This is a genomic window from Mesorhizobium sp. M0761 (genome assembly GCF_040320205.1).
Taxonomy (GTDB): Bacteria; Pseudomonadota; Alphaproteobacteria; order Rhizobiales; family Rhizobiaceae; genus Mesorhizobium.
In genome coordinates, this window is record NZ_JAMYPF010000007.1 from 64,063 (window position 1) to 89,899 (window position 25,837).

Sequence of the window (25,837 nt, forward strand, 5' to 3'; positions counted from 1 at the left end):
GGCTGACCCGCCCGTATCGCGCGGGAAAAACAGGCGCTACTTTGCCTCGGATGACCAGGGGAAATTCACATACTGGTCGCGCGTGTCGTAGCAGATGTTGCCGTACATCCTGAGATAGATGTCGCGGCGCTTCGGGTCCTTGTAGACCGCGGCCGGGTCGGCGACATCGGCCTCGTACTGGGCCATGTAGTCGCTGGTCAGCGCCACGGGCAGGATATCCATCGCCTGCGGGATGCTCTTGCCCTCCAGCCAGTCGGCGGCATGCTGGCCCATGGCATAAGCGAAGACCGGCGACGCCAGGCTGATGCTTGCCTTGTAGGGACCGCCGCCTTTCTTGATCGCGGCGACTGCCTCCGGTTCGCCGTCGATGCCGCCAAGGAACTGGTCCGGCCGCGCCTTGCCCGCCGCTTCCAGGGCAGCCAGCGCGCCGAGCACGACCGTGTCGGCGCCGAGCACGACATCGACGTCGGGATGGGCCTGGAGAATGGTGCTCATCGTGGCAAAGCCGCCTTCCTTGTTGACGGGATTGGGCGAGATGTCGGCGACGATGGTGACGCCTGGCATAGCCTTGAAGATGTCGCGCATGGCGGCAAAGCGCGGCGCCAGGAATTCCATGCTGTCATGCGACAGGATGACGACATTGGCCTTGCCGCCGAGCTTGTCCTTTATGTAGGCCGCGGCCGCTTCGGCCAGCACCTTGCCGGTCTCGTATTGCGGCGCGTTGAGCAGCGACGTCGCCGGCGGCGGCACGATGGTGCCGACATAGGCGCCCGACCAGATAAGCTCCTGCAGGCTGCGGCTCATCGAGGCCGGGTCCACGGGGGCTGCGACCAGACCGCCGATCTTGGAGGCGAGAAACAATTGCACCTGCTCGACCCCCTTGGCGGCGTCATTGTTGGCAAGCGCGCGGCGATATTCCAGGCCGCGATCCTTGGCGGCGGCGGCCAGGCCGCGGTCGACGCCCTGCATGAATTCACGCTCGTTGTCCTGCGCGAAGGCCAGCACCTTGCTCAGGCCGGGCGGTGGGCTGCAGGCCGGCGCCTTCGGATCGAACGGCGCAAATACCGCCGGCTTGGTGAGCCCGGCCGGGCCGTCCTGCGCGCTTGCCAGAATGGTACCGCCCGCGAGCACACCGGCAACGCCGAGCAGCGTCGCCAGCATCATGTTCCTGTCAGATCGCATTTTACTTCCTCCCTGTCGTTGATTGTTGCCGCGCATCGCAAGCCTCGCGGTCGCTACTCTTCCCAGTCTCCCCAGATACCCACCTTCCCGCTCGCAAGTCAAAACTTTTTCCAGTGGAATTAATTAATCAGAGATAGTCGGGTGACTCGCCCACGCGATCACGCCTTGGCGATCAGCGACTGGACGACTTTGGCCAATTCCGTGCCGAGCACGCGATGCGCGTCGCTGTCGAGGTGAATGCCGTCTACCGCGCTCGACTCGACGACATCGCCGGCGTTGAAGAACGCGGCGCCGGCGCGCCGGGCCGCATCGCGGAACAGGCCGGCAAAGTGCATCGACTTTGCGGCGCCGCCCAGGAACATCTGGCCGAACCAGTCGACCTCCAGCATCGGCGGCGGCGCTACTATCAGGACCGCGGGCGCCACGCCCGCGGGGCCAGCTTCGCTGCGCAGGACAATTCTGGCCAAGATCTCAATGGAATCAGCGACGTCATTCGGCGTTACCGAGAACCTATGCTTGAGATCGTTGGTGCCGAGCATCAGGATGACGAGGTCGAGCGGCATATGCGTTTCCAGGCACACCGGGAGCGATTTGAGCCCGTTCTTGTGGAGACCTTCGATCGGATCGTCGTGCACGGTGGTGCGCCCGCCCTGCCCTTCTTCGATCACATCCCATCCGTTGCCGAGCTGGCGGCGCATGATGCCCGGCCAGCGGCGGTCGGGCGTGAAGCGGTGCCGTCCGACGCGGGCCAGGGTGGGAATGGCGCCATAGGTATTGGAATCGCCAAAGCACATGATGGTCCGGGTCTGCGTCACGGCATTGCTCCTCCAGGCTTGTATACTTTGAACGACAGCAGGCCGGCTGGCGTCAACTACATTTTTCCATCGGGTGGATTTAAGTGTTGCCTTGCCAGGCCCGCATTGCTACGTCAGCGCTTTGATCGGCTCGCCTTGCGGCCAAACTCCTTGCGCAGGGGAAAGCGTGACCGGCACCAGCTTCTTCAGTCTCGAAAAGATCGCCGAGGGGCGCAGCGGCGGAACCACGCAGGCCGAGAGCCGCATTTACAACGAACGCCTGATCGTCTCGCTGATCCGCCGGCACGGCCAGCTGGCCAAGACCGATTTGACGCGGCTGACCGGGCTGGCCGCGCAAACCATCACCACCATCGTCAACCGCGCCGCCGACAACAAGCTGCTGCTGCGCCTGGAGCCTTTGCGCGGACGGCTGGGGCAACCCTCGGTTCCCTATGCGTTGAACCCGAAAGCCGCGTACGCCTTCGGCCTCAAGGTCGACCATCGCAGCGCCGATGTCGCCCTGGTCAATTTCGTCGGCAACGTGATGGCGTTCGAACGCACGCTGTTCGACTATCCGACGCCCGTCGAGGTGATGAAATTCGCCAAGGGCGCCATCGCGCGCATGTGCCGCAAGCACAGATCGATAGAAAAAGACCGCATCGCGGGTCTTGGCATCGCCTCGCCATTCCATCAGTGGAACCTAAGCGAAGAGGGCGCGGTGCCGGCGGGCAGGCTGGATGCCTGGAAGGAAATCGACATTCGCGCCGAACTGGACCGGGCGTTCGACTGGCCGGTGTTCCTCTACAACGACGCCACGGTGTCGGCCGCGGCCGAACTGATGTTTGGCGCCGGCGGATCCCGCGCCGACTTTCTCTACGCCTATGTCGGGCACTTCATCGGCGGCGGCCTGGTGCTCGATCATCACTTGTTCCCCGGCCGCAACAAGCTGGCCGGGGCGCTGGGCGACATGCCGGTGCCCGCGCCGGGGCGCAAGGGCGACCGCATGATGCCGTTGCTGCGCGTCGCTTCGCTGCATTCGCTCGCCGGCAAGCTCAACGACCAGGACAATGGGGACAAGGATGCCGGCCGCATCTGGTCGTCGCCTGACGATTGGGGAGACCTTGGAGAGCCGCTCACCGCGTGGATCGATGAGGTTTCGGACGGGCTTGCCTATGCCGCCCGCAGCGCCGTTGCCTTGCTCGACATCGACAATGTGGTGATCGATGGCGCCATACCGAATGGCGTGCGCAAGGAGATCGCCAAGGCCATGCGCAGAAAGCTGGCACGGATCCTTGTCGATCGTCCCGAGCCGTTCTCGGTCATCGAAGGGACGTTTGGCCATCTCGGTCCCGTCATCGGCGGCGCCAGCATTCCGCTGCTGGTCAAATATTCGAACGACAAGGACCTGCTCTTCAAGGAGTAGGGTTGCGGCTGGCCGGCCGGGCGGATCACCAAAACAGCGATCTGTGAGACTTGTCACATACCCGATCTCGAAGCGCGTGCTACTGCCACCCTACGGTCAACCAGCGCTGAAAGAAATCGGCTGCCATGGTCTGGCGGTGACGGGGCTTTCACTTTATCCTGTGGCAGGTTGCATACTCTTAACGGACCTCATGCCGCAGAATGCCTTCGTCGGCGTAAGGCGGCAGTTGCCAGGAGTTTTGCCATGCTCCGACTTTGTGGATTCATCGCGGTCTTCATCCTCGCCGGCCTCACGACGTTCGAGGCCTGCGCCGATCGAAGGGTCGCGCTTGTTATCGGCAATTCCGAATACCGCAACATTCCGGCGCTGCAGAACCCGGCCAAGGATGCCCAGAACGTATCGGCCACGTTCCGGCTGGCGGGCTTCGAGGTTTTCGTCGCCGAGAATCTCACCAAGCAGCAGTTCGAAGGTCAGTTCCGGGACTATCTGGCCGCCGCCGACGGCGCCGATCTCGCCGTCGTCTACTATTCCGGGCACGGCTTTCAGATCGGCGGCGAGAATTTCCTAATACCGGTCGACGCCTCGTTGAAGAAGGCGGCCGATATCGAGGTCCAGGCCATCAAGCTCAACGACGTGCTGGCGCAGCTGCGCTCGAAGTCGAAGATCCAGGTGATCATCCTCGATGCCTGCCGCAACAACCCCTTCCCGCGCAACAATTACTGGCTGCGCGACCAGCTTGTCACCGCCGGCAATACCGGGCTGGCGCAGGTGCGAAGCTCGCTCAACACGCTGATTGCCTTCGCCACCGAACCAGGCGCGGTCGCCTATGACGGCAGCGGCGACCTCAGCCCGTTTTCATCGGCCTTTTCGCGGCGCGCGCTGGCGCCGAACCAGGAGATCCGCACGGTCATGTCGGCGGTGCGCCGCGATGTCGTGCAGGCCACCAACGGCATGCAGGTGCCATGGGAAAATTCCTCGCTGATCGACGACGTGGTGCTGGTGCGCCGCAACAATCGGCCTTCGCTGCCGCCAGTGCTGGAGAAGGTGGTGCTGTCGGGGGTCGGTCCTGTCGCTCTCGGCCTGCCGGAGCCGGTCGATGTCGATGGCGGCGCTATCAGCGTCAGCATCGAACGGCCGCCGGCAATGGGCCGTCTGGTGCTGGACGGCAAAGACGTCGCGGTGGGCGAACCGATCCAGGGCAAGGACCTGCCGCGCCTGCAGATGGATATCCCCAAAGGAGCCGCCACGCAGGACGAGGTGGATATGCTGGCCTATGCCACGCATGACAATTGGGGCGGCGGGAGCCAGGGCATATTGGTGTTCCGCGTCAAGAGCGGCGAAGGTGCGGCGGGTCAGCAGATCATGGCTTCGCTCGAGGCCGAGCAGAAGCAGCAGGTGCTGGAGCGCGGCATCCACATCACCGGCGCTGCCGAAGCAATCGAGAACCGCAAGCTTGATATTCCCGTCGGCGTCGGCCCGGTCGCGCTCAATCTGGATTTCCCCACCGACGATCCGGCGGTCAGCCTGAAGGTCTCGGGGTATCCGGCAACGGGAACGCTGTCATTGCCTGATCGAACCTTGTCGCCGCAATCCAGCCTTCTGGCCGGTGAAGTCGACCATCTCCGTTACGAGCCGCAGATCGGCGCCGGCGCGCCGGTCGAGGTCGGCTTCGAAATCCGCGCCGACAGCAGCTCCGCCAAGCCGGCGACGATGAAGCTGTCGCCGACGGTCGAGGCTTGCGACACCGCCGCCGGCGAGCCTCTCGACCTGCAAGGCGTGGTGCCCGGCCTGCTGCCGAACGAGATCGGCGCCGGTGCGGTGGCAGCCTGCGAGGCGGCGGTGAAAACCTATCCAGACGTCGCCCGCTTCCACTACGAGCTCGGCCGCGCGCTGCTTGCGGCCGGCAGGGTCGGCGAGGCCAGGGCAGCCATCGAGCATGCCGCCAAGAAAGGCCATGTGCGCGCCGTCTTCGAACTCGGCTATCTCAACGCAACCGGAACCGGGACGGCCATCGACCGCACCCAGGCCAACGCTCTCTACAAGGCTGCCGCAGACAAGGGCGATCCTTACGGCATGACCTCGTGGGGACGCGCGCTGTTCAATGGCTATGGCGTCAACCGCGATACGGCCAAGGGCCTCGACCTGCTGCTCAAGGCGGCGGCCATGGGGCACACCTATGCCATGAACGATCTTGCCGCCATCTTCACCGAGGGCCGCAACGGCGTGCCTGCCGATCCGGCCCGCGCCGTCGCCTTCCTGCAAGCGGGGGTGCAGCGCCAGGACATGTATTCGATGAACCTGCTCGGCCGCAATTACCTGGCCGGCCAGGGCATCGACAAGGATCCGAAGACGGCGCAGGCGTTGTTCCAGCAGGCCACCGATCTTGGCCAGCCCTACGCTCCGGGCAGCCTCGCCCGCATGTACAGGGACGGCGCCGGTGTGCGCCAGGACCCGGCGGAAGCGCAAAGGCTGTTCGAACTGGCGACCACGCGCGGCGATCCGTCGAGCGCCTATGATCGCGCGGCGCTTGAAATGGCGAAAGGCGACAAGGCCGATCAGGCTGTCGCGGTGCGCTTCCTGGCATTCGCCGTCGCGCTCGATCTGCGCAAGGAGCTGCCGGACGCCAAAAAGGGCCTGGCGCAGTTCGGCACCAAGCCGAAAACGGCAGCTTTGGACGCCCTGCGTCGAGAGCTCAAGTCGAAGATTCCCGCGTCCGGTTCGCTGGACACGCAACTGGTCAATGCGGCCCGGGGGGTCTGGGAAGAAGCCAATCCGCGTCGGGATTTGTTCTGAACAATAAGGAGGCCATGGTGGGCAAGGCATTCAAGCAGACATTCGGGCAGGCATTCATCGGGATAATTCTATCCGGCGTTCTGGCCGGGCTCATGGGCTGCACCTCGGTGTCGCCGATGTTTGAGCCGGCATCGCCGGTGAAACATCGCAAGGTGGTTCGCGCAGCACCCCAGCCAAAGGTGGTCAGATTCAAGAAGGCGGCCACCGGCAAAGTGATCAAGCCGGCCGAGGAGATCCCGCAAAAGCCGCCCGTGATTCCTTCTCTCGGCGGCAGCGGAAGCGGCGGTGGGGCTGGCGGCGGCGGCGGCGGTTGGGGATGAGATCGTCGACCAAGGGCGCTGCACTCAGCGGCCCCAAAGGGTCTTGCTAAGATCCGCATGAGCCTTGGACAACGTCAAGCCGAAATCGTCCATCCCTGTCGCGGCATCGGTTGGCCAGCGGACAATTCGGCGCAGCGCTGCACGGAAAAGGCAGCGGACGAACGCTGCCAGTGCAGAGGCCACGACCGCCGCCGGATCGAGTCTGCGAGCCGCCAATGCCCGATGGGCCTGTTGTGTTTCGAGATAGCGGGCCAGCGCAACATCGTGACGCGATGGTGCGCCAAGCTCCTGCCGGTCGCGCCCGGGGTCGTCATGCCAGATGGGCCACTCGGTCGGGCCAGGGTGATGCACGGTATCCTCCTGCGAAAAGAGATCCAGTGCGAACAATCTCCTCAAGCGCCGTGAGCAACGCGTGGGAACCTGCGTGATGGAATCGTGAAAAGCGCCTCGGCGGCGGAATAAGTGTTGAAATGGACCGAGCTTGAGCGGATCGTCGTCGCGCTGTGACCGTGGCGGATCCGATGACCGGACCTTATCTTCACCTGCTGGGTGGTTTCGACTTTGCCGGCGTCGGGGCCACGGTTCCAGCCATCAGCCGCAAGGCGCGTGCGATGGTCGCCTATCTCGCGCTGCAGTCGGGGCATTCGCAGTCGCGCGAGAAGCTGGCGACCCTGCTCTGGGGCATCAACAGCGAGGCGCAGGCGCGAATGAGCCTGCGGCAAGCGGTATCGTCTGTCAGGAAGGCCATGCAGACGTGCGGCGGCGGCCGCTTCCTCACCGATGGCAACAGCGTCGCTCTGCATCTCGACGGCCTTGATTTCGACGTCGCGCGGTTCGAGGCGCTGGTCGCCAGCCCGGCACCCGAAGACCTCGAACTGGCGCTCAATGTCTACCGCGGCGACCTGCTCGACGGCTTCGGCCTGAAGGAGGAGCCATTCGAGGACTGGCTGAGGATCGAACGCGAGCGGCTGCGGGCACTGGCCGTCGCGGCGCTCGACAGGCTCGTCGCGCATTATGCAGCGACGAACGATCCTGCCGCATGCGTGCGCGCGGCGGCGCGCCTGCTGGCCATGGACCCGTTGAGGGAGGATGTCCACCGTGCCCTGATGCGCGCCTATGCGGCGCAAGGCAGGACCAATCTCGCGCTGAAGCAATATGAGCACTGCCGCACCGCGCTTCTACGCGATCTCAAGCTGCAGCCGGAGCCGGAGACGCGGCAATTGTTCGAGACGCTGCGCACACGCCGCACAATGGCGCCGGCACGGCCACCCACGACTGATGCGGATGACGCTACCGGCTTCAGCCACGAACTCGCAGCCCCCCCGACCCACTATGTCAAATCGGCCGGGATCAACATCGCGTATCAGGTGACCGGCGACGGTCCGGTCGACCTGATCCATGTGCCGGGATGGGTCTCCAACCTCGACCACGCCTGGGGCTCGCCGCGGCTTTCGCATGTGCACCGGCGGCTCGGCACTTTCTCGCGCCTAATCCGCATGGACAAGCGCGGCACCGGGCTCTCGGACCGCAATGTCGGTCTGCCGACCCTGGAAGAGCGGATGGAAGATGTGCGGGCAGTGCTGGATGCGGTTGGCTCGAAGCGCACGGTGCTTTTCGGCAGCTCCGAGGGCGGCCCGATGTGCATGCTGTTCGCGGCGACCTATCCCGAGCGCACAGCGGCACTCGTGCTCAATGGGGCCTACGCCCGCGGCAGGTGGTCACAAGACTATCCGTGGGCGAAGACAAGCGAGCAGGTGGAAGAGGATCTGGCGATCGTCGAGAAAGAATGGGGAGCGGCGGCGGATATGAGCAACGCGGCGCCCAGTCTGATGAGCGACACGTTCGAGACAGAATGGTTCGCCGCCTATCTCAGGAATTCTGCCTCGCCCGCCGACGCGATCGCCCTGTGGCGCTGGGGAGCCGAAATCGATGTTCGCGACATTCTGCCTGCTGTCCATGTTCCGACACTGATCATGCAGACGACTGGCGACGGCTGGGTGAAGCGGGAAGAAGGACGTTACCTGGCGACGCACATCGAGGGCGCCCGATACATTGAGTTCGCCGGCCGCGACCACGTCATCTGGGGCGAGAATTCCGATCGGATCGTCGACGAGATCCAGGCTTTCGTCACCGGCGCCTTGCCGGCGGCCCCAGGCGAACGGCTGCTTGTGTCGGTGCTGTCCCTCGATATGACGGGCTCGCCTTTCGGCATCGACCCGGCCGAGCGGCACGCCGAAGCGCTCCGTGGCGAACTCCTCGCGGCCGAAGGCAGAGAGATCAGCCGATCGGACGGCAAGGTGCTCGCGGTGTTCCAGCGGCCAACGCGGTCGATCCAGTGCGCGATCGCCATCCGCGATCGCTTGCGGCAATCCGGTGTCGAGGTCCGCTCGGCGGTGCATATCGGCGAGTGCGAGCAGCGGGGCCATCAATTTTCAGGCGCGGCGATCGAACTGTCATCGCGTCTGCTTGACCATGCGCGGCCGGGCGAAATCATCGCATCAAGGACGGTGCGCGATCTCGTGGTCGGCTCCGGCCTGCGGTTCGAGGAGCGTGGCGAAATGGCGGCAAGCGGGCTGCCCGGCGCGTTTCGGTTCTATGCGGTCGATGGTTCGGCTTGAGCCGCTAGGTCACCTCTTCCCTGCCCCGAACCGCAGCCCGTCCATCAGCAGCTTGACCAGCCGGCGCGAGCGGTCGCGCCAGTCCTTGGTGTCGGGGGCCGAGTAGATGCCGCCGAGTGCGTGCAGCACATCGGAGGCGTCGACGTCGCTGCGGATCGAGCCTTCGGCCACCGCCGCCTCGACCAGTTGCCGCAAGGCCAGCGACACCCGGCCCGACATGTCGGAGAACACGGCGGAATTGGTGTTGAACAGGATGCGCAGGCTGGCCGCCAGGCCGCGCTTGGTGGCGATGTAGTCGACGAAGCGCTGCATCCACTGTTCCAGCGCCATGTCGGCCGAATGGTGGCTGGCGAGGTCATCGGCCGCCGCACAGAGCGCCTCGACTTCACGCCGGTAGACCACTTCGACCAGATGCTCGCGGGTTGGGAAATGCCGGTAGAGCGTGCCGATGCCGACGCCGGCCTGGCGCGCGATCTCCTCCAGCGAGGCATCGACACCGTGCTCGGCAAAGGCCGCTGCCGCAACCTCGACCAGCCGGTCGCGGTTGCGCTGCGCATCGGCGCGCAGCGGCCTTGGCGCTGCGGCTTCGCGCTTCTCGTCGGCAATTGCTTGCGACTGCTCGGTCAATTTTTTCTCCACTGTCGATATATGGGGGCTTGAACCCAAAGGGGTAAGTCCCCAACTAGATAAACGGAGGCGCCTCCGTTTTAGTGGAGCAGTCTTATCATATAATCAGGGGAGCCGGTATGTCACGTGTTGAGATTGTGAAGACTGAAGCATCCCTGCCCGCTGGAGAGTTGGGGCGGCAGAGCTGCCAATCTCCCCACTCGTGGGGGAGATGTCCGGCAGGACAGAGGGAGCGCTGTCCCGCCGACCAACACCCGCTTGGAAAGGTCTATTTCGACGCATGTAAATCGGGAACGTCGCATTCCTTCGCGCCCCCCTCTGCCCTGCCGGACATCTCCCCCACAAGGGGGGAGATTAGGCGCACCGTCGCCTCTTCCCTTGTCCTCTCCCACTCGAGCCCATTTCAATCCCCTAGCGTCAAGCAACTGGAGCCAGACGCCTCATGACCGACCAAACCAAATCCACCACTATCCCAATCCGTCTCACCATCAACGGACACAGTCACGAACTGCAGGTCGAGCCGCGCGTCACGCTGCTTGACGCCTTGCGTGATCGCCTCGACCTGACCGGCACCAAGAAGGGTTGCGACCAGGGCCAGTGCGGCGCCTGCACGGTGCATGTCGAGGGACAGCGCGTGCTGGCCTGCCTGACGCTTGCAGCACAGGTCGAAGGCCGCGAGATCACCACCATCGAAGGATTGGCCGGCGATGACGGCACGCTCAACGCGGTTCAGGCTGCTTTCCTCGACCAGGATGCTTTCCAGTGCGGCTACTGCACGCCGGGACAGATCATGTCGGCGGTCGCTTGCATCCGCGAGGGCCATGCCGGCTCGGATGACGAGATCCGCGAATACATGGCCGGCAATCTGTGCCGCTGCGGCGCCTATCCGCACATCGTTGCCGCCGTGCGCCAGGCGGCACTGGAGGTCGCGTCATGAGGGATTTTTCCTACGTTCGCGCCGATAGCATCGATGCGGCACGACAGGCAGCCGCCCTGCCTGGGGCCATGCTGCTTGCCGGTGGCACGACGCTGGTCGATCTCGCCAAATGCGGCGTGGCCGAACCCGACAGCCTGGTCGACATCACCCATCTCAAAGGGCTCGACGCCATCAAGGTCGACGCTGACAGTGCCATGATCGGCGCGCTGGCCAAGATGAGCCACGTCGCCGACCATGCCGAGATCAAGAGCCGCTTTCCCGCGGTCTCCGAAGCGCTGTGGCAGGCGGCTTCCGCGCAACTGCGCAACATGGCGACCATCGGCGGCAATCTGATGCAGCGCACGCGCTGCCCCTATTTCCGCGATCCCGCGAATTTTTCCGCCTGCAACAAGCGCTCGCCCGGCAGCGGCTGCTCGGCGATCGGCGGCGTCACCCGCGGCCATGCCGTGCTCGGCACCAGCGACGCCTGCATCGCCATGTATCCCGGTGACCTCGCCACCGCGCTGGTCGCCTTCGACGCCGTGGTTCATCTTGGCGAACGCCAGGTTGCCGTCGACGACTTCTTTCTCCTGCCCGGCGCCACGCCCGACAGGGAACATGCCATCCAACCGGGCGAGATGATCACCGCCATCAGCATACCGGCTTCCGGCACTGCCCGGCGTTCGACCTATCTCAAGATCCGCGACCGGCAGTCGTATGAGTTCGCGGCTGCAAGTGCCGCAGTCGGCATCGACTTCGAAGCCGATGGCCGCACCATTCGCGACCTGCGCGTCGCGCTGGGCGGCGTCGCGACGAAGCCGTGGCGGGCGCACGCCGTGGAAGCGGCGTTGAAGGGCAAGGTGCTCAGCGAAGACAGGGGGCGGGCAGCCAGCTTGCTCGCCATGGAAGGGGCGATCGACCACGGCGCCAACCACTACAAGATCGAACTGGCGCCGCGCGTCGTTGCCCGCGCCATCCTCAAGACGGGAGCCATGTCATGACCATTCACGACCCGAGGACACGGCACGGCGACGCTTCGGACGGCACTGCCGATCAGGTTGGCGGGCGGCTGTCGCGCGTCGACGGCCCGGCCAAGATTACCGGTGCGGCAAAATATGCCGTCGAGCAGCAGCTCGACGGGCTAACCTACGGCGTCCTGGTCGAAAGCACGATCGCATCAGGCAAGGTGCGCTCGATCGACACGTCAGCCGCCGAGGCGGCACCTGGTGTGCTCAAGGTGCTGACGCCGGACACCATCATGCCGCTGAAGACTGCATCGGACTGGTTCGGCACACCGCCGCCGGACAAGCCCTACTGCCCGCTGGCGCGCGATATCACCTTTTCGGGCCAGCATGTCGCCGCGGTCATCGCGGAGACCTTCGAGCAGGCCGTTGCGGCCGCAGCCCTGGTCAAGGTCAGCTATGACGAGGCGCCGGCCATCGTCGACCTCAGCGACGCCAAGGCGGGCGACGGCATTCCGATCGCCGCCATGACCAAGGAATGGGGCGATGCGCAGGCCGCTTTCGCCGCTGCCCCGGTGCGCGTCTGCGGCGCCTATAACACGCCGCGCGAATACCAGGCGCCGATGGAGCCGCATGGCCTCATCGCCCGCTGGGAGGGCGACCGGCTGACCGTGTGGGAACCGAGCCAGTGGCTCGACGGTATGGCCCGCACCTATGCCGAATGGTTCGGCGTGCCGTTCGAAAATGTACGGCTGGTCTCGCCCTATATCGGTGGCGGCTTCGGCTCCAAGGCGCTGGCGCTCGGCCACGGCGCGGTAGCGGCTGACGCAGCCAAGATGCTGGGACGGCCCGTGAGGGTGGTCATGACTCGGCCGCAGACTTTTACCGGCTATGGCGGCCGCGCCGCGACGCGCCAGACGGTGACGATCGGCGCCAACCGCGACGGAAAAATCCAGTCGATCGTGCATCGCGGCGTCAATGAAACGTCGATCGACGGCATGTGGGTCGAGCCGTTGGGCGTGGTCACCTCGATCATGTATGCGACGCCCAACTTCTCCTCGAAGCAGAATGTCGTGCGGGTGAATTCGGTGGTGCCCGGCGCCATGCGCGCGCCGGGCGAAAACCCTAGCGCCTTCGGCATCGAAAGCGCCATTGACGAGCTCGCCTACGAGGTCGGCATCGATCCGCTGGAGATCCGGCTGAGGAATTACGCCGAGGAGGATCCGCACGCAAAAAAGGCTTGGTCGACGCGGCAGTTGCGCGAGTCTTTTGCAGTCGGCGCCGAACGCTTCGGCTGGGCCCAGCGCACGCCCAAACCGCGCTCGATGCGCGACGGCAACCAGCTGATCGGCTGGGGCGTCGCCGCCGGCACCTATCCGGTGCGGCGCGCTTATGGCGAGGCCATCGTGCGTATCCTTGCCAACGGCTCGGTCGAGGTCGAAAGCTCCTCGATCGACATGGGCCAAGGCACGTACACGATCCTGGCGCAGACGGCGGCCGAAACGGTAGGCGTGGCGGCCGACCATGTCGTCGTGAAGCTCGGCGATTCCCGGTATCCCCGCGCCGGCGTGGCCGGCGGGTCGCGGCTGGCCGGCGTGATGACGGGCGCGGTCTACAAGGCGGCGACATCGGCGCTCGACCAGCTGGTTGGTCTGGCGATCAGCGATCCGCGCTCGCCCTTCCACGCGCTGCAGGCCAACACGCTGGTCGTCGCAAACGGCCGCATCAGGTCGCCGCGCGGCGATGGTCCCGATGTCTCGATCGCCGACCTGCTCGCCAGCGTCGGCCGCGACCGCATCGAGGCCACCGGCGACACCATGCCGGCGAACTCGACGGCCGCCGATCGCTACAAGAACTACACCACCATCGCGGCGGCGCTGCCGCACACCGAGGGCGACTATTCGCGGCACTCCTGGTGCGCGCATTTCATCGAGGTGCGCGTCGACGAGGATTTCGGCACGGTGCGCGTGTCGCGCGTGGTATCGGCGCTGGATTCGGGCCGGCTCTACAACCCCAAGCTGGCCGAAAGCCAGTGGAAGGGCGGCATCATCATGGGCATCGGCCAGGCGCTGCTGGAAGAAGGCATTGTCGACCGCAGGCATGGCCGCATCGTCAACAACAATCTCGGCGACTATCTGGTGCCGACCAATGCCGACATCCCGGACATCGAGGTGATCTCGGTCGGCATTCCCGACCTGCACTCCTCGGTGCTCGGCGGCAAGGGCGTCGGCGAACTCGCCATCGTCGGCGTGGCGCCGGCGATCGCCAATGCGGTGTTCCATGCGACGGGAAAAAGAGTGCGGGACTTGCCGATCACGCTGGAGAAGTTGATCTAGGAAGCGGCGTGCGTAATCTCCCCCCTTGAGGGGGAGATGTCGCCGAAGGCGACAGAGGGGGGCGCCTCTCGTAGAGCGCCAACCTCCTTCCGCCGCAGTAGGTCGAGCCCGGTCGGACCGACCCCCTCTGCCCTGCCGGGCATCTCCCTCAAGGGGGGAGATTGGCAGGTCGCGCGCCTCGGCTACCAGTCGAGCTTGAACGCAAGCTTGCCGAAATGCTGCCCGCCTGCCGCCATGTGCGCGTAGGCTTCGGCCGCCTGCTCCTGGCTGAACACCTCGTCGACGACCGAGTCGATGCGGGCGGCGGCGATGGCGCGGACGGCGGCGCGAAGGTCAGATACCGACCCGGTGTTGTTGCCGACCACCTTCAGCGCCTTGATGATGATCGGCAGCAGGTCGACCGTGGCCTCGGCGCCGGTGACGAAACCGATGGTGAACAGCGTGCCGCCAGGCGCGGTGGCGTTGACGGCGCGGGCGAAGGTGGCGGTGCCGGCGGTCTCGACGACGAGGTCGGCGCCGAGGCCGCCGGTCAGTTCCAGCACCTTGCCGTCCCAGTCGGGCGTCGCGCGGTAGTTGATGAGATGATCGGCGCCGAGCGCCTTCGCCCGCCCCAGCTTCTCGTCCGACGAAGAAGTGATGATGACGGTGGCGCCGGCGGCTTTCGCCAGCTGCAGGGTGAAGATGGAGACGCCGCCGGTGCCGAGCAGCACGACGACCGAGCCCGGCCCGACATCGGCGGCGCAGACCGCGTTCCAGGCGGTGGTCGCGGCGATCGGCAGTGTCGACGCCGCCTCGAAGGAGAGACGAGCCGGTACCGGCACGAGCGAGTTGGCCGGCAGCGCGACATATTCGGCGAGCGACCCCGGCAGCGAAATTCCGCGCATCTGTGTCATCTCGTTAGGCCGGGGCGGACCGCCGATCCAGCGCGGCTTGGCATGGGCAACGACGCGATCGCCGACGGCGAAATCCGTAACGCCCTCCCCCAGCGCGACGATCTCGCCGGCGCCGTCGGCGACGGGAATGAGCGGAAAGCCGGGCACGCGATAATTGCCGCTGGCCACCGCCACATCGACGAAATTCAGGCTCGCGGCGCGCTGGCGGATCAGCACTTCGCCGCGCTGCGGTTCAGGCGTGGCAATGGTGGTGGCGCGAAAGGCGTCCAGTTTGGCGGCGGTCAGTTCGATGGCTTTCATGGCTCACGCATTCCTGTTTAAGGGGTCAATCGTCAGGATTGAGTGAAGCTATCTGCTGCGCTACAAGCAGATAATCCGGAATTTTTACATTTGAGTCCTGTGCTTTATGCAGCAATCACACGACCCCGCCAGCCTTGCCGAAATGGCCGCCTTTGCGGCCATCACCGAAGCGCGCTCCTTCACCAAGGCAGCGTTGCGCGTCGGGCGCGACTCGACGGTTCTGTCACGCCGCCTGCAATCGCTGGAGCAGCGGCTCGGCGTGCGGCTGCTGCACCGGACCACCCGAAGCGTATCGTTGACCGAGGCGGGAGCGGAGTTCCTGATACGCGTCCGCGCCATCCTGGCCTCGGTAGACGAAGCCGAGGCTGCTGCTTCCGCGCATGCCAGCGGGACGCCGCGCGGCTTGCTGCGGCTGGCGCTGCCGGGAACCTTTGGGCGTATGTGGATCGGGCCGCTGTTGCCGCACTTTCTAGCGACGTTCCCGGATGTCCGCATCGAGGCCGAGTTCTCCAACCGGTTCGTCGATCTCGTTGCAGAGAACTTCGATGTCGCCGTCCGTCTCGGCGCGCTGGAGGACTCGCGCCTGGTGGCGCGCAAGATCGCGACACGGCGGCGGTTGCTGTGCGCTGCTCCCTCCTACCTCGCCCGCAGGGGCGCGCCGGAAGCGCCGGAAGCGCTGACCGAACACGCCTGCCTCGGCTTCTCCGGCTTCCAGACCTTTCCCACCTGGGAGATGACCGACAGTTCGGGCCGCCGCGTTAACGTCGAAGTCTCGGGGCCGATGGTTTGCGACGATGCCGAAGTGCTGGTCGAAGCCGCGGTGCAAGGCCTCGGCCTGATGATGAGCACCGATTGGCTGGTCGGGCGCGAACTCGCCGACGGACGGCTGGTGCCATTGCTGGAGGACTGGACGCTGGCCGACGAAGGCGCTGTCTATGTCGTCATGCCCTCGGCCAGGGGACAAGCCGCCAAGACACGCGCCTTCGCCGACTGGATCGGTAAGCGCTTCGCGCCGGAGCCGCCCTGGACGTCGAGGCCGGTCTCAAAGGCTTGCTCAATGGGGCGCGCCGGGGGCTAAGACGGCATGCCGCTGTCACCAGGCCCTTTGTCCTGTATGATCTCGTTGAATGTAGCTTGGGAGGGGATCATGCAAAGTGCATTGGCGAAGTTCATCATGGCAAGTTCCGTTCTGGCCGCGCTGCAAGCCGCGCAGCCGGCTTTTGCCGCGTCCTGCAACTGGAGCGCCAAGATGGAAGAAGACGAAGGCGGCAGCGTGCTGACGGCTTCGGTGTGCGGCGGACCGAAGGCCGATGCGCATCTGATGCTCGTCTGTTTCGACAAGCCGGTGCTGAGCTACGATCTGGGTGCGGCCGGCCAGCAGCTGGAGCCCGGCATCAGCGCTTCCTTCACCTTCAAGGGCGGTGACAAGAGCGTGACCAAAAAGCTCGACCTCGAGGCCATGTATAATTACTTCACGGCTGAGCTGAGCAAAGACGATCCACTGCTCGGCCTGTTGCGCGGCAAGGGCGACGTCACGGTTACGGCCGACAAATATGGCGAGAACAGCTTTCCGCTGACCGGCTCGAGCGCGGCCATCGGCAAGGTGCTGACGCAGTGCGGCAAAGGTTCGGCCGGCGACGCGGACTGAAGCTCCCTACTTTCGACCACGCAGCTTGGTCCCGCGCCTCCGTCAGGGCAAAGCCAAGTAGGTTCTCGCCGCGCCCGGTTTGCCGTTTGGCTCATCGACGGGGGCACGGGTTTTGGAGGCGCAACATGCGGCCTGAGTTTTCAACGCGAGCTGCGCTCTCCCTCCGGTGTCGCCACCAGCGAGGCGGCGGCGGCATTGGCGGTGGCAATCGCCGCTTCCACCGGATGGCCACGCGCGAGGCCTGCCGCGAAGGCGCCGACGAATTCGTCGCCGGCGCCATGGGTGCTGACGACTTTTACCGGAATGGCCGCCAGCGCGAAGGCCGCGCCGATCCGGTCGCAATAGGCGACGCCTTCGCCGCCGGCGGTGACGATCGCCGAGGGGTAGGTATCGATCAGCCGCCGCGCGGCTTCGGTTGCGCCGGCGAGCGTATCGACGACCGGAACGCCGGCCAAAAATTCCGCTTCGATGGCGTTGACGATGACGATGTCTATCAGCGCGGTCAATTCGGCCGACAGTGTTCGCGCCGGTGCGGCGTTGAGCACGACGCGGCCGCCGGATGCCTTCACCGCGCGCGCGGCAGCGATGTTTGCGGCGTCGGGCACTTCGTTTTGCAGCAACAGCACTGCCGTCTGTACCACCACCTCCCTTGCTGCCACGACGTCATCATCGTCCAGCGTGAGATTGCTGCCGGAGACGATCACCGCACCATAGTCGCCATCGCTGTCGAAGATCGCCACGCTCATGCCGGAGCCTGCGCCTGCCGCCACGCGCACGAAGCGGCGATCGACGCCGGCGCGATCTAGATTGGCCAGCAGCGCCGTGCCGAAATCGTCGTCGCCGACGGCGCCGATCATCGCCGCACGCACGCCGGCGCGTGCCGCCGAGACCGCCTGGTTGCCGCCCTTGCCACCGCATTTCGGCTGCCAGGCATGGCCGGTCACCGTCTCGCCCTTGCGCGGACGGTCGGGCGCGTCGACCATGATGTCGTAGTGCAGGCTGCCGAAGACGGTGACCAGCGGAACCGTCATGTGCCCCGGTCTTTTCGTTTCGAGGTGACGGCCGACATGGTGCGGCCGAGATTGCGCTCCGCCGCCTGATAGTCGCGCTGCGCCACCGCCACGAACAAAGCGTCGAGGATGTTGAGCTGCGCGATGCGCGCCGCCGCGTTTTCGCCCATCAGCGGCGAGCCTTGCGCCGTCGAGCACAGCACGATGTCGGCAATCTGGGCCAGCGGCGAGTTGTCGTAGTTGGTGATGGCCAGCGTGCGGGCGCCGCTCTTGCGGGCAAGATGGATGGCGTCGATGACGGCCGACGTGTTGCCGGAATGCGAGAAGCCGACGGCGATGTCGTCGGCGCCGAGCAGCGAGGCCGACATCAGCATCATGTGCGAGTCGTCATAGACCGATGCGCGGATGCCGATGCGCAGGAATTTGTGCGAGACATCGCGGGCGATCTGGGCGGAGCCGCAGACGCCATAGAAATCGCGGTTCCTGGCGCGGTAGAGCAGATCGGCGGCACGGTCGAAATCGTCCATGTCGAGGATCGCGAGCGTCTCCTCCAGCGCCTGGATCGAGGTGCGGAACACTTTCTGCACGATCTCGGCCGAGCTGTCGTCGACCGACAGTTCCTGGTGCATCTCGGCGGTCGGGAGGCGGCTGTATTCATAGACGGCGGTGCGGAAGTCGCGGTAGCCGGAGAAGCCGAGTTTCTTGGCGATCTTGACCACCATCGCCTCCGACACGCCGGCCTCCTCGGCGATCTGCTTGAGCGGAATGGTCTCGTCGAAACCGCGCCGGCCGAAGACGGTTTCCACCACCTTGGCCTCAAGCGGGGTGAGATGCGGCATCATCATGCGGATGCGCGGCCCCACGGCTTTCAGATCGAGATTGCTCAACGTCATCCACGTCCCCTCGTCTCCGGCCCGAGCATGGCTTCCTGGACGATAGCCTGCGACGTCACGGCGTCCTGGCTGGCCATCGCGGCGGACAGGCGGTTATCCTTCTCCAGCCGGTCGACAACGCGCAGCAGGCGCTTGACGGTGGCGATGTTGACTTCGCATTCGCGCACCGGATCGAGCCCGGTCATGTCGGGGAAAGTGTCGAAGTAGATGGCGCCGGCGTAGCCGTCGCGACGGATCTGGCACAGCAGTTCGATGGTCTGCAGCGTGTGCACCGCGCCGACCATCAGGCCGTCGTCGCGCTTGGCATAGCCATCGTTGAGATGGACGCCGAGCAGCTTGCTGTGGCGAGCGATCAGCGCCGCGGCGAAGGCCGGCTGTTCGTCGGCATAGAGCACATGGGCGAAATCGAGCGTGACGCCGAGATTGGGTAGGCCGACCTCGCGGATCGCCAGCAAGGTGGTCGGCGCATCCGGCATCAGCGAGTAGGAGCGCGGTTCGTTAGGCTTGTACTCCAGGCTGATCTGGCAGCCGGGATCATGCGCGGCAACTTCACGAATCCCCTCGATTTCGTGCTGCCAGAGCGTCGCATAGTCAGTTTGAAATGCATAGTCGAAGCCATCCTGGCCCAGCCACAGCGTCATCAGACTGGCGCCGGCCGCGCGCACCGCATCGATACCGGCCTTGGTCAAGTCGATGGCTTCGCGGCGCACCGCCGGGTCCGGATTGGTGAAGGCGCCGAGCTTGAAGGCCGGATTGGAGTAGTAACGCATGGCAAAGCCATTGATGGAAAGCCCGAAATCGCCGAGCTTTCGGGCGATTTCAGCCGGCTTTTCACTGACATGGTCGGGGAAATTAAGATCAAGGTCGGTCAGCCCGTCGACCTTGGCCGCGCGGGCTGCCATCTGCAGCATGGACGGCTTGCCGGTAAGATCAGGCCATTCGGCTTGCGGCCGCGAGGCGAAGGAATTCAGGCGGGTGGCGAAGCGACTGTTTGTCATGATGGACCTTTCAGTGATTTACTTCAATACGAATATTTGTAAAGTTCTCATTTGCGAGGCGGTTTGTAGCGCGCAACATCCTGCTTGGCCGAGATCTTCGGCTGCGCCTCTGCATCCATGCCGGGAGTTTCGAGTCCCGCAACGGTGCGGATGCTGGTGCAAGCCCTTGCGCCCTGCCTGCCGATTGACCAATCTCGCCGACACTGTCATGAGCCGCGGTTGGGGGATCGCACATGCCAACGCTTTATCAACTGAAACCGGCCTTTCAGGCCAGGCTGCGGCCGCTGGCCGACCGGCTGGCCGATGCCGGCGTCACCGCCAACCAGATCACGCTTCTCGCCGCCGCGCTCTCCACCGCCACAGGCCTGGTGGTCGCGGCCTTTGCCTTCCATCTCCTGGTGTTCCTGTTGATGCCGGTGGTGCTGTTCGTGCGCATGGTGCTCAACGCCGTTGATGGGATGCTGGCCAGGGAACATGGACAAGCATCAAAACTCGGCATGTATCTCAACGAACTCTGCGACGTCGTCTCGGACCTGGCGCTGATCCTGGCCTTTGCCACCTTGTTCCCGGCCTGGGGTGTCGTCGCCTTCGCTATTACCGCCATGCTGGTCGAGTTCGCCGGCGTGCTTGGCGTTGCCGCAGGCAGCGGGCGCAACTATGCCGGGCCGTTCGGCAAGAGCGACCGAGCCCTGGTGCTCGGCGTCATCGCCTTCCTCATCGCCTGCGGCCTGTGGTTCCAAGCGATTGTGCCCTTTGTGTTTCCGGTCATGGCTACACTGTCAGTCGTAACCGCCATCAACCGGATACGCGGCGGCCTTAGAGCGGGCGGCGCATGATGCCAAAGCGTCAGGCACCCGACCGCCAGAGGGAAACCATGATCCACCAGACCATTGCAGCCGGAGCACCGGCAAGCCTCGAACGCATCGCGCAGGAGCGCACGTTCAAGAGCCATGACGGCACCGAGATCTTCTACCGCTACTGGCCGGCCGCCGGGTCGACGCCAAAGGGTGCGATCCTTCTGTTCCATCGCGGCCACGAGCATGGCGGCCGCATGGCGCATCTGGTCGACGAACTCGCCATGCCCGACCATGCCTTCTACGCCTGGGACGCGCGCGGCAATGGCCGCTCGGCCGGCGAGCGCGGCTATGCGCCATCCTTTGCCGCCCTGGTTCGTGACATCGACTGCCTGGTGCGCGAGATCGGCCGGGATGGTTTTGGCCAGCGCGACATCGCGCTGATCGCGCAGTCCTTCGGCGCCGTGCTGGCCGCTGCCTGGGTGCATGACTATGCGCCCGACATCCGCGCGCTGGTGGTGGCTTCACCGGCCTTTTCGGTCAAGCTCTACGTGCCCTTCGCCAAAGAGGGCATTGCGCTGTGGCAGAAGCTCAAGGGCCGCTTCTTCGTCAATTCCTACGTCAAGGCGAAGTTCCTGACGCATGATGCCGAGCGCATCGCTTCCTTCGACGCCGATCCGCTGATCACGCGACCGATCGCCTCCAACATCCTGGTCGAGCTTTACGACCACGCTGCCCGCATCGTCTCGGACGCGCGCGCCATCACCGTGCCGACGCAGCTCTTGATCTCCGGCAGCGATTGGGTGGTGCGGCATGGACCGCAGCACGAATTCTTCGTCAATCTCGGCAGCAGCGCCAAGGAGCGGCATGTGCTGCCCGGCTTCTTCCACGACACGCTGGGCGAGCGCGATCGCAAGCAGGCGCTGGACTTGATCCGGCCGTTCCTCGAAAAGCAATTTGCCACGCCGGAGAAAACCATCGACTTGCTTCAGGCCGACCGCGCCGGCTACACCCGCGACCAGGCCGAGAGGCTCGCCTCGCCGCTGACGCTGTTGTCGCCCAAGGGAATTTTCTGGGCGATGAGTCGCGCCTCGATCCGCATGGGCGCCTGGCTGTCTTCGGGCATGAAGATTGGCATCGCCACCGGCTTCGATTCCGGCTCGACGCTCGACTATGTCTACGAGAACGACGCGCGCGGCACCGGCTTCATCGGCCGCATGATCGACCGCACCTTCCTCGACGCCATCGGCTGGCGCGGCATCCGCCAGCGCAAGCTGCATCTGGAAGAGCTGATCGGCAACGCCGCCGCCAGCCTGAAGGCAGCTGGCCGTCCCGTCAACATGCTCGACATCGCCGCCGGCCACGGCCGCTATGTACTCGATGCCGTCGCCAAATGCACTGAACCACCAGCAAGCGTGCGGCTGCAGGATTATTCCGAGCTCAATGTCGGACTGGGTTCGAAGCTGATAGCCGAGCGGCAGCTGCCGACCAGCGTCACCTTTCATCAGGCCGACGCCTTCGATGCCGACATGCTGGCCGGGCAAAAGCCGGCGCCGGACCTCGCCATCGTCTCCGGACTTTACGAATTGTTCGCCGACAATACGATGATTTCCCGCTCGCTCGGCGGGCTGGCGAGCGCCATGCAGTCCGGCAGCCTGCTCGTCTACACCAATCAGCCATGGCATCCGCAGCTGGAGATGATCGCGCGCAGCCTGACCTCGCATCGCGGCGGACAGGCCTGGGTGATGCGGCGGCGCACGCAGGGCGAGATGGACCAGTTGGTGACGGCTGCCGGTTTCGCAAAGATCGACCAGCGCATCGACCAATGGGGCATCTTCACCGTCTCGGTCGCACGGCGCGTCTGAGACCATGGCCCTGCCTGTCACTGACCCTGCCCCGGCGCGGGAACCCTATTTGGGCATCGTGCTGAGGGCAGCCCTTTGGCTGGCGCTGCTGGCGCCATTCTTCTATTCGACCTATGGCTTTGCCAACTGGCTGGCGTCGCGGCGCGACCATGTCGGCAGCATCGTGTTTGCCTGGGAATACGCCATCCCGTTCGTCGCCTGGACGATCGTGCCCTATTGGTCGATCAATCTGTTCTACGGCCTATCGCTGCTGCTCAACACGACCAGGCGCGGCGTCGACCGGCTCGCCGGCCGCTATCTCTCGGCGCAGATCATTGCCGTCGCCTGCTTCATCGCGTTCCCGCTGACGGCGACCTTCGTGCGGCCGGAAACCACCGGCCTGCCGGGTTTTCTGTTTGCGGTGCTCGGTGGTTTCGACAAGCCGTTCAACCAGGCGCCATCCCTGCACATCGCGCTGCTGGTGATCATCTGGGACCATTGGCGTCACGTTCTGGCACGCCACCGTCTCGGCGGCATTCTCCGCCCCGTCTGGCACGTCTGGTGTTTTCTCATCGGCGCCTCGGTGCTGACGACGTGGCAGCATCATTTCATCGACATTCCGACCGGCGCGCTGCTCGGCCTGTTTGCGCTATGGCTGTTTCCGTTCAAGGGCGAATTGCCATTCTGGGGTTTTCGGTTGACCGCCGACCCAAGGGCGCGGCGGCTGGCGGGTTATTACGGGCTGGGGGCGGCCCTTGCCCTGGCCGGCGCTGCCGAGGGCGCGTTGGTCTCCGCCGATTTTCTCATCCTGTTGTGGCCGGCATTGGCGCTGGCCATCGTCACCTTCGGCTATGCTGGGGCCGGCGCCAAAGTGTTCCAGAAGGCAGCCGATGGTAGCGTCTCACTGGCCAGCCGTATCCTGCTCCTGCCCTACCGGCTTGGCGCCCGGATCAATGTGTGGGTATGGACCCGCCAACTGGCGCCGCAAGTGGAGATCACCGACGGTGTTTTCCTCGGCCGGTTTCCGAGTGCCGACGAGGCCAACCGCTTCGGCACAGTGATCGACCTTGCCGGCGAGATGGAACGGCCGCGCGGCGTGACCTGCCGCTGGATCAGCTACGCGATGCTCGACCTCGTGGCGCCGCCTCACGACAGGCTGGAGCGAGCGGTGGCGGCGATCGAGCTGGCGCGCCGGCGCGGCACCGTCCTGGTCTGCTGCGCGCTCGGCTTCCAGCGCAGTGCGGCCATCGTCGCCGACTGGCTGGTGGTGACGGGGCGCTCGTACACAGCTGCACAGGCGCGCAAGAAACTCGCCGCGTCGGGCAGGCCCGTGCACCTTCAGATCGGGCTGGATGAACCGGGGCTGGAAGAACCGGGGCTGGAAGAACCGACATGAGTTGGCCGGCATGAGTGGCGACAATTTTCCCGAGAAGGCCGAAATATTCGCCGCCGGGCTGATGGTGCAGGCGGTGTGGCCGATCCTGCTGGTGGTCGCGGCTGTGATGGCAGCGCCGGTCATCGGCCTGGTGGCCGGACCGCAGACGACAGCGCTGTCCGCGGCGGCCTGGCTGGTCGCGGCGGCGAGCGCCGTGGCCACGCTGGCTCTTTCGGCCTTGCTTTTGTTCGATGCGCTGCTGTTCCGGCTGATGGCAAGCCACGCCAGCGAGGCCGCCGGGGGTGCCGCGGTCGACGATGTGCTGGCGCGCATGCGCCTGAAATCCACCACTGCCGGCGGCCGCTCGCTCGACCATCGCATGGCAGGCACGCGCCGCCTGCTGACAAGGCAGCGCATGGCGCTCGCCATGTTTGCTGCGGCATCCCTTTTCGCAGCATTTGTTTGAGCCATGACAAAACTTCACCTGCGCGCCAACACCTTCACCTTGCTGCAGACGGTGACGTCGGTCGGCCTGTCGGCGGCGGCCTGGGTGGTAACCGGCGTCAGACCAATCTGGAACGGCAGCCAGCCGTCGGAGCGGCAGCGCATCTACTTCGCCAACCATGCCAGCCATGGTGATTTCATCCTGCTGTCGGCCTGTCTGAGTGAGAAGGTGCGCGCCCGGACCCATGCGATCGCGGCGGCCGAATATTGGGGCAAGTCGCGGCTGCGCCGCTTCATCGCGCAGGACATGCTGTCGTCCGTGCTCATCCACCGGCAGTGGACCGACGAAACGCAACACCCGATCTCGATCATGCTGTCGGTGCTCGACGACGGCCACTCGCTGATCCTGTTTCCCGAAGGCACTCGCAACACGACGGAGGCGGATCTGCTGCCGTTCCGCTCCGGCCTCTACAATCTGTCGATGGCGCGGCCCGATGTCGAACTCATCCCGTGCTGGATCGAGAACATGTCGCGCGTGCTGCCCAAGGGCCAGTTCCTGCCGGTGCCGCTTCTGTGCCGCGTCGTCTTCGGTCCGCCGGTGGCGATCGCGCCCGGCGAAGAACGCCGCACCTTCCTCGAGCGCGCGCGCCAGACGCTGCTGTCGCTCAACCCGCGTCCCGATCGGGACCACTAGCATGACCAGGCAAAGAGACTTCGTATGACACTGCCGCCAATGCATGAAACCGTCATCCTGCTGGCCGGCCTGATCTGCGTGCTGACCATGGCGAGCATCGTTGCCGGTATCCTCTCATGGCGGGCGCCGAAGCCGCTGCCCTCGACGCTCGTCAACTTGAACCAGCGCATCAACGCCTGGTGGGTGATGGTGCTGGCGATCACCGTCGCCTTCTTCTTCGGCCGCACCGGCATGACCATCCTGTTTGCGCTGATCTCGTTTGCCGCGCTGCGCGAGTTCGTGACGCTGACGCACAGCCGGCGCAGCGACCACTGGGTGCTGCTCGGCATGTTCGGCATCATCATTCCCTTCCAGTACTGGCTGGTGTGGACCGCCTGGTACGGGCTCTTCACCATTTTCATCCCCGTCTACTGCTTCCTCTTGATGCCGGCGGTCACCGCGCTCAACGGCGACACCGAGCGCTTCCTCGAGCGCGTGTCCGCGCAGCAATGGGCGGTCATGATCTCGGTCTACTGCGTCAGCCATGTGCCGGCGCTGCTGACCCTCAACGTGCCCGGTTTCGAGGGCCGCAACCTCCTGCTCATCGCCTTCCTGATCATCACCGTGCAAGGCAGCGACGTGCTGCAATACATTTTCGGCAAGCTGTTCGGCAGGCATCTTCTGTCGCCCTCCGTCTCGCCCTCGAAGACCTGGGAAGGGCTGGGCGGCGGGCTGGTGGCATCGAGCCTTCTCGGCGCGCTGCTGTCGTTCCTGACGCCGTTCTCGCCGCTGGCGGCGGCAGGCGTCGCCTTCATCGCCTGCCTGATGGGGTTCCTCGGCGGGTTGGTGGCGTCGGCGATCAAGCGCGACCAGGGCGTCAAGGACTGGGGTCACCTGATCGAGGGTCACGGCGGCATGATGGACCGCGCCGACAGCCTGGTCTTCGCCGCACCGGTGTTCTTCCACATCGTCCGCTATTTCTGGACGTGAGCGA

The 25,837-nt window shown here is 65.2% G+C and carries 23 protein-coding genes; 15 read left to right on the forward strand and 8 right to left on the reverse strand.

The window, feature by feature from the left end:
• Positions 1 to 36 precede the first annotated feature (36 nt).
• Both NKI32_RS13820 and NKI32_RS13825 read right to left on the reverse strand, forming a co-directional pair.
• The gene (locus tag NKI32_RS13820) at positions 37 to 1,182 is read right to left on the reverse strand and encodes a sugar ABC transporter substrate-binding protein (protein ID WP_032895848.1); all 1,146 of its coding nucleotides are present in this window, start codon (positions 1,180 to 1,182) and stop codon (positions 37 to 39) included.
• Positions 1,183 to 1,340: 158 nt separating this feature from the next.
• Positions 1,341 to 1,997, reverse strand: coding sequence for an SGNH/GDSL hydrolase family protein (locus tag NKI32_RS13825; RefSeq protein ID WP_023695479.1), 657 nt, complete (start codon positions 1,995 to 1,997; stop codon positions 1,341 to 1,343).
• Between the two features lie 166 nt (positions 1,998 to 2,163).
• Here NKI32_RS13825 and NKI32_RS13830 point away from each other — a divergent pair, with 166 nt between their 5' ends.
• From NKI32_RS13830 to NKI32_RS13840, 3 genes are all read left to right on the forward strand, one after another.
• Entirely contained in the window at positions 2,164 to 3,399 is a 1,236-nt protein-coding gene (locus tag NKI32_RS13830; RefSeq protein WP_023695480.1) for an ROK family protein, read from the forward strand.
• 243 nt (positions 3,400 to 3,642) lie between these two features.
• A complete protein-coding gene (locus NKI32_RS13835) occupies positions 3,643 to 6,192 on the forward strand; it encodes a caspase family protein (RefSeq protein WP_023695481.1) in 2,550 nt (849 codons plus the stop codon).
• Positions 6,193 to 6,206: 14 nt separating this feature from the next.
• Positions 6,207 to 6,512: a hypothetical protein gene (locus tag NKI32_RS13840; protein WP_023695482.1), complete on the forward strand. Its 306-nt coding sequence runs from the start codon at positions 6,207 to 6,209 to the stop codon at positions 6,510 to 6,512.
• Between the two features lie 24 nt (positions 6,513 to 6,536).
• Here NKI32_RS13840 and NKI32_RS13845 read toward each other — a convergent pair whose 3' ends face one another.
• Positions 6,537 to 6,899: a hypothetical protein gene (locus tag NKI32_RS13845; protein ID WP_023695483.1), complete on the reverse strand. Its 363-nt coding sequence runs from the start codon at positions 6,897 to 6,899 to the stop codon at positions 6,537 to 6,539.
• Between the two features lie 134 nt (positions 6,900 to 7,033).
• Here NKI32_RS13845 and NKI32_RS13850 point away from each other — a divergent pair, with 134 nt between their 5' ends.
• Positions 7,034 to 9,130 carry an alpha/beta fold hydrolase gene (locus tag NKI32_RS13850; protein WP_031195131.1) on the forward strand — a complete coding sequence of 699 codons (2,097 nt, stop codon included), beginning with the start codon at positions 7,034 to 7,036 and terminating at the stop codon, positions 9,128 to 9,130.
• A 9-nt stretch (positions 9,131 to 9,139) separates the two neighbouring features.
• Here NKI32_RS13850 and NKI32_RS13855 read toward each other — a convergent pair whose 3' ends face one another.
• Positions 9,140 to 9,757 carry a TetR/AcrR family transcriptional regulator gene (locus NKI32_RS13855; RefSeq protein WP_023709407.1) on the reverse strand — a complete coding sequence of 206 codons (618 nt, stop codon included), beginning with the start codon at positions 9,755 to 9,757 and terminating at the stop codon, positions 9,140 to 9,142.
• A 442-nt stretch (positions 9,758 to 10,199) separates the two neighbouring features.
• On the opposite strand from NKI32_RS13855, the gene NKI32_RS13860 reads away from it, so the two are divergent.
• From NKI32_RS13860 to NKI32_RS13870, 3 genes are read left to right on the forward strand one after another with little or no spacing between them, the layout of a single operon-like run.
• Complete coding sequence (locus NKI32_RS13860; protein WP_353002842.1) at positions 10,200 to 10,694, forward strand: (2Fe-2S)-binding protein; 495 nt, start codon at positions 10,200 to 10,202, stop codon at positions 10,692 to 10,694.
• A complete protein-coding gene (locus NKI32_RS13865; RefSeq protein ID WP_353002843.1) occupies positions 10,691 to 11,674 on the forward strand; it encodes an FAD binding domain-containing protein in 984 nt (327 codons plus the stop codon). The genes NKI32_RS13860 and NKI32_RS13865 overlap by 4 nt, the downstream gene beginning before the upstream one ends.
• On the forward strand, positions 11,671 to 13,971 hold the full coding sequence (locus NKI32_RS13870) for a xanthine dehydrogenase family protein molybdopterin-binding subunit (protein ID WP_353002844.1): 2,301 nt from the start codon (positions 11,671 to 11,673) through the stop codon (positions 13,969 to 13,971). The genes NKI32_RS13865 and NKI32_RS13870 overlap by 4 nt, the downstream gene beginning before the upstream one ends.
• A 182-nt stretch (positions 13,972 to 14,153) precedes the next feature.
• On the opposite strand, the gene NKI32_RS13875 is transcribed toward NKI32_RS13870, so the two are convergent.
• Entirely contained in the window at positions 14,154 to 15,164 is a 1,011-nt protein-coding gene (locus tag NKI32_RS13875) for a zinc-dependent alcohol dehydrogenase family protein (RefSeq protein WP_353002845.1), read from the reverse strand.
• A 106-nt stretch (positions 15,165 to 15,270) separates the two neighbouring features.
• Here NKI32_RS13875 and NKI32_RS13880 point away from each other — a divergent pair, with 106 nt between their 5' ends.
• Together NKI32_RS13880 and NKI32_RS13885 are read left to right on the forward strand one after the other, a co-directional pair.
• Positions 15,271 to 16,242 (forward strand): LysR family transcriptional regulator, encoded by a 972-nt coding sequence (locus NKI32_RS13880; RefSeq protein ID WP_353002846.1) that lies wholly within the window; start codon positions 15,271 to 15,273, stop codon positions 16,240 to 16,242.
• A 69-nt stretch (positions 16,243 to 16,311) separates the two neighbouring features.
• Positions 16,312 to 16,812, forward strand: a complete 501-nt coding sequence (locus tag NKI32_RS13885; RefSeq protein ID WP_245259886.1) for a hypothetical protein — start codon at positions 16,312 to 16,314, stop codon at positions 16,810 to 16,812.
• Positions 16,813 to 16,952: 140 nt separating this feature from the next.
• On the opposite strand, the gene NKI32_RS13890 is transcribed toward NKI32_RS13885, so the two are convergent.
• The 3 genes from NKI32_RS13890 to NKI32_RS13900 are packed head-to-tail and all read right to left on the reverse strand — an operon-like array spanning position 16,953 to position 19,713.
• Positions 16,953 to 17,843, reverse strand: a complete 891-nt coding sequence (locus NKI32_RS13890) for a ribokinase (RefSeq protein ID WP_023747838.1) — start codon at positions 17,841 to 17,843, stop codon at positions 16,953 to 16,955.
• Entirely contained in the window at positions 17,840 to 18,715 is an 876-nt protein-coding gene (locus tag NKI32_RS13895) for a MurR/RpiR family transcriptional regulator (protein WP_353002847.1), read from the reverse strand. The genes NKI32_RS13890 and NKI32_RS13895 overlap by 4 nt, the downstream gene beginning before the upstream one ends.
• Positions 18,712 to 19,713 carry a TIM barrel protein gene (locus NKI32_RS13900; RefSeq protein ID WP_353002848.1) on the reverse strand — a complete coding sequence of 334 codons (1,002 nt, stop codon included), beginning with the start codon at positions 19,711 to 19,713 and terminating at the stop codon, positions 18,712 to 18,714. Before NKI32_RS13900 ends, NKI32_RS13895 begins: the two co-directional genes overlap by 4 nt.
• Positions 19,714 to 19,946: 233 nt before the next feature.
• Between NKI32_RS13900 and NKI32_RS13905 the strand changes: the two genes are divergently transcribed.
• Genes NKI32_RS13905 through NKI32_RS13930 form a run of 6 tightly spaced genes read left to right on the forward strand, consistent with a single transcriptional unit; the run spans position 19,947 to position 25,833 of the window.
• Positions 19,947 to 20,549, forward strand: a complete 603-nt coding sequence (locus NKI32_RS13905; RefSeq protein ID WP_023685467.1) for a CDP-alcohol phosphatidyltransferase family protein — start codon at positions 19,947 to 19,949, stop codon at positions 20,547 to 20,549.
• Positions 20,550 to 20,590: 41 nt separating this feature from the next.
• Entirely contained in the window at positions 20,591 to 22,372 is a 1,782-nt protein-coding gene (locus NKI32_RS13910) for a bifunctional alpha/beta hydrolase/class I SAM-dependent methyltransferase (RefSeq protein ID WP_502897955.1), read from the forward strand.
• Positions 22,373 to 22,376: 4 nt separating this feature from the next.
• A complete protein-coding gene (locus NKI32_RS13915) occupies positions 22,377 to 23,747 on the forward strand; it encodes a phosphatase PAP2/dual specificity phosphatase family protein (RefSeq protein ID WP_023742398.1) in 1,371 nt (456 codons plus the stop codon).
• A 10-nt stretch (positions 23,748 to 23,757) separates the two neighbouring features.
• A complete protein-coding gene (locus NKI32_RS13920) occupies positions 23,758 to 24,192 on the forward strand; it encodes a hypothetical protein (protein WP_023693832.1) in 435 nt (144 codons plus the stop codon).
• 3 nt (positions 24,193 to 24,195) lie between these two features.
• Positions 24,196 to 24,864 carry a lysophospholipid acyltransferase family protein gene (locus NKI32_RS13925; RefSeq protein WP_023672504.1) on the forward strand — a complete coding sequence of 223 codons (669 nt, stop codon included), beginning with the start codon at positions 24,196 to 24,198 and terminating at the stop codon, positions 24,862 to 24,864.
• Positions 24,865 to 24,903: 39 nt separating this feature from the next.
• Complete coding sequence (locus NKI32_RS13930; protein WP_031193489.1) at positions 24,904 to 25,833, forward strand: phosphatidate cytidylyltransferase; 930 nt, start codon at positions 24,904 to 24,906, stop codon at positions 25,831 to 25,833.
• Positions 25,834 to 25,837: the final 4 nt, after the last annotated feature.

Excerpts from the sequence above, each read along its gene's own strand:
- NKI32_RS13820 (WP_032895848.1), bottom strand. The coding sequence starts at position 1,182 with ATGCGATCTGACAGGAACATGATGCTGGCGACGCTGCTCGGCGTTGCC.
- NKI32_RS13835 (WP_023695481.1), top strand. The coding sequence starts at position 3,643 with ATGCTCCGACTTTGTGGATTCATCGCGGTCTTCATCCTCGCCGGCCTC.
- NKI32_RS13840 (WP_023695482.1), top strand. The coding sequence starts at position 6,207 with ATGGTGGGCAAGGCATTCAAGCAGACATTCGGGCAGGCATTCATCGGG.
- NKI32_RS13850 (WP_031195131.1), top strand. The coding sequence starts at position 7,034 with ATGACCGGACCTTATCTTCACCTGCTGGGTGGTTTCGACTTTGCCGGC.
- NKI32_RS13860 (WP_353002842.1), top strand. The coding sequence starts at position 10,200 with ATGACCGACCAAACCAAATCCACCACTATCCCAATCCGTCTCACCATC.
- NKI32_RS13865 (WP_353002843.1), top strand. The coding sequence starts at position 10,691 with ATGAGGGATTTTTCCTACGTTCGCGCCGATAGCATCGATGCGGCACGA.
- NKI32_RS13870 (WP_353002844.1), top strand. The coding sequence starts at position 11,671 with ATGACCATTCACGACCCGAGGACACGGCACGGCGACGCTTCGGACGGC.
- NKI32_RS13875 (WP_353002845.1), bottom strand. The coding sequence starts at position 15,164 with ATGAAAGCCATCGAACTGACCGCCGCCAAACTGGACGCCTTTCGCGCC.
- NKI32_RS13880 (WP_353002846.1), top strand. The coding sequence starts at position 15,271 with ATGCAGCAATCACACGACCCCGCCAGCCTTGCCGAAATGGCCGCCTTT.
- NKI32_RS13885 (WP_245259886.1), top strand. The coding sequence starts at position 16,312 with ATGCAAAGTGCATTGGCGAAGTTCATCATGGCAAGTTCCGTTCTGGCC.
- NKI32_RS13890 (WP_023747838.1), bottom strand. The coding sequence starts at position 17,843 with ATGACGGTTCCGCTGGTCACCGTCTTCGGCAGCCTGCACTACGACATC.
- NKI32_RS13895 (WP_353002847.1), bottom strand. The coding sequence starts at position 18,715 with ATGACGTTGAGCAATCTCGATCTGAAAGCCGTGGGGCCGCGCATCCGC.
- NKI32_RS13900 (WP_353002848.1), bottom strand. The coding sequence starts at position 19,713 with ATGACAAACAGTCGCTTCGCCACCCGCCTGAATTCCTTCGCCTCGCGG.
- NKI32_RS13905 (WP_023685467.1), top strand. The coding sequence starts at position 19,947 with ATGCCAACGCTTTATCAACTGAAACCGGCCTTTCAGGCCAGGCTGCGG.
- NKI32_RS13915 (WP_023742398.1), top strand. The coding sequence starts at position 22,377 with ATGGCCCTGCCTGTCACTGACCCTGCCCCGGCGCGGGAACCCTATTTG.
- NKI32_RS13920 (WP_023693832.1), top strand. The coding sequence starts at position 23,758 with ATGAGTGGCGACAATTTTCCCGAGAAGGCCGAAATATTCGCCGCCGGG.
- NKI32_RS13925 (WP_023672504.1), top strand. The coding sequence starts at position 24,196 with ATGACAAAACTTCACCTGCGCGCCAACACCTTCACCTTGCTGCAGACG.
- NKI32_RS13930 (WP_031193489.1), top strand. The coding sequence starts at position 24,904 with ATGCATGAAACCGTCATCCTGCTGGCCGGCCTGATCTGCGTGCTGACC.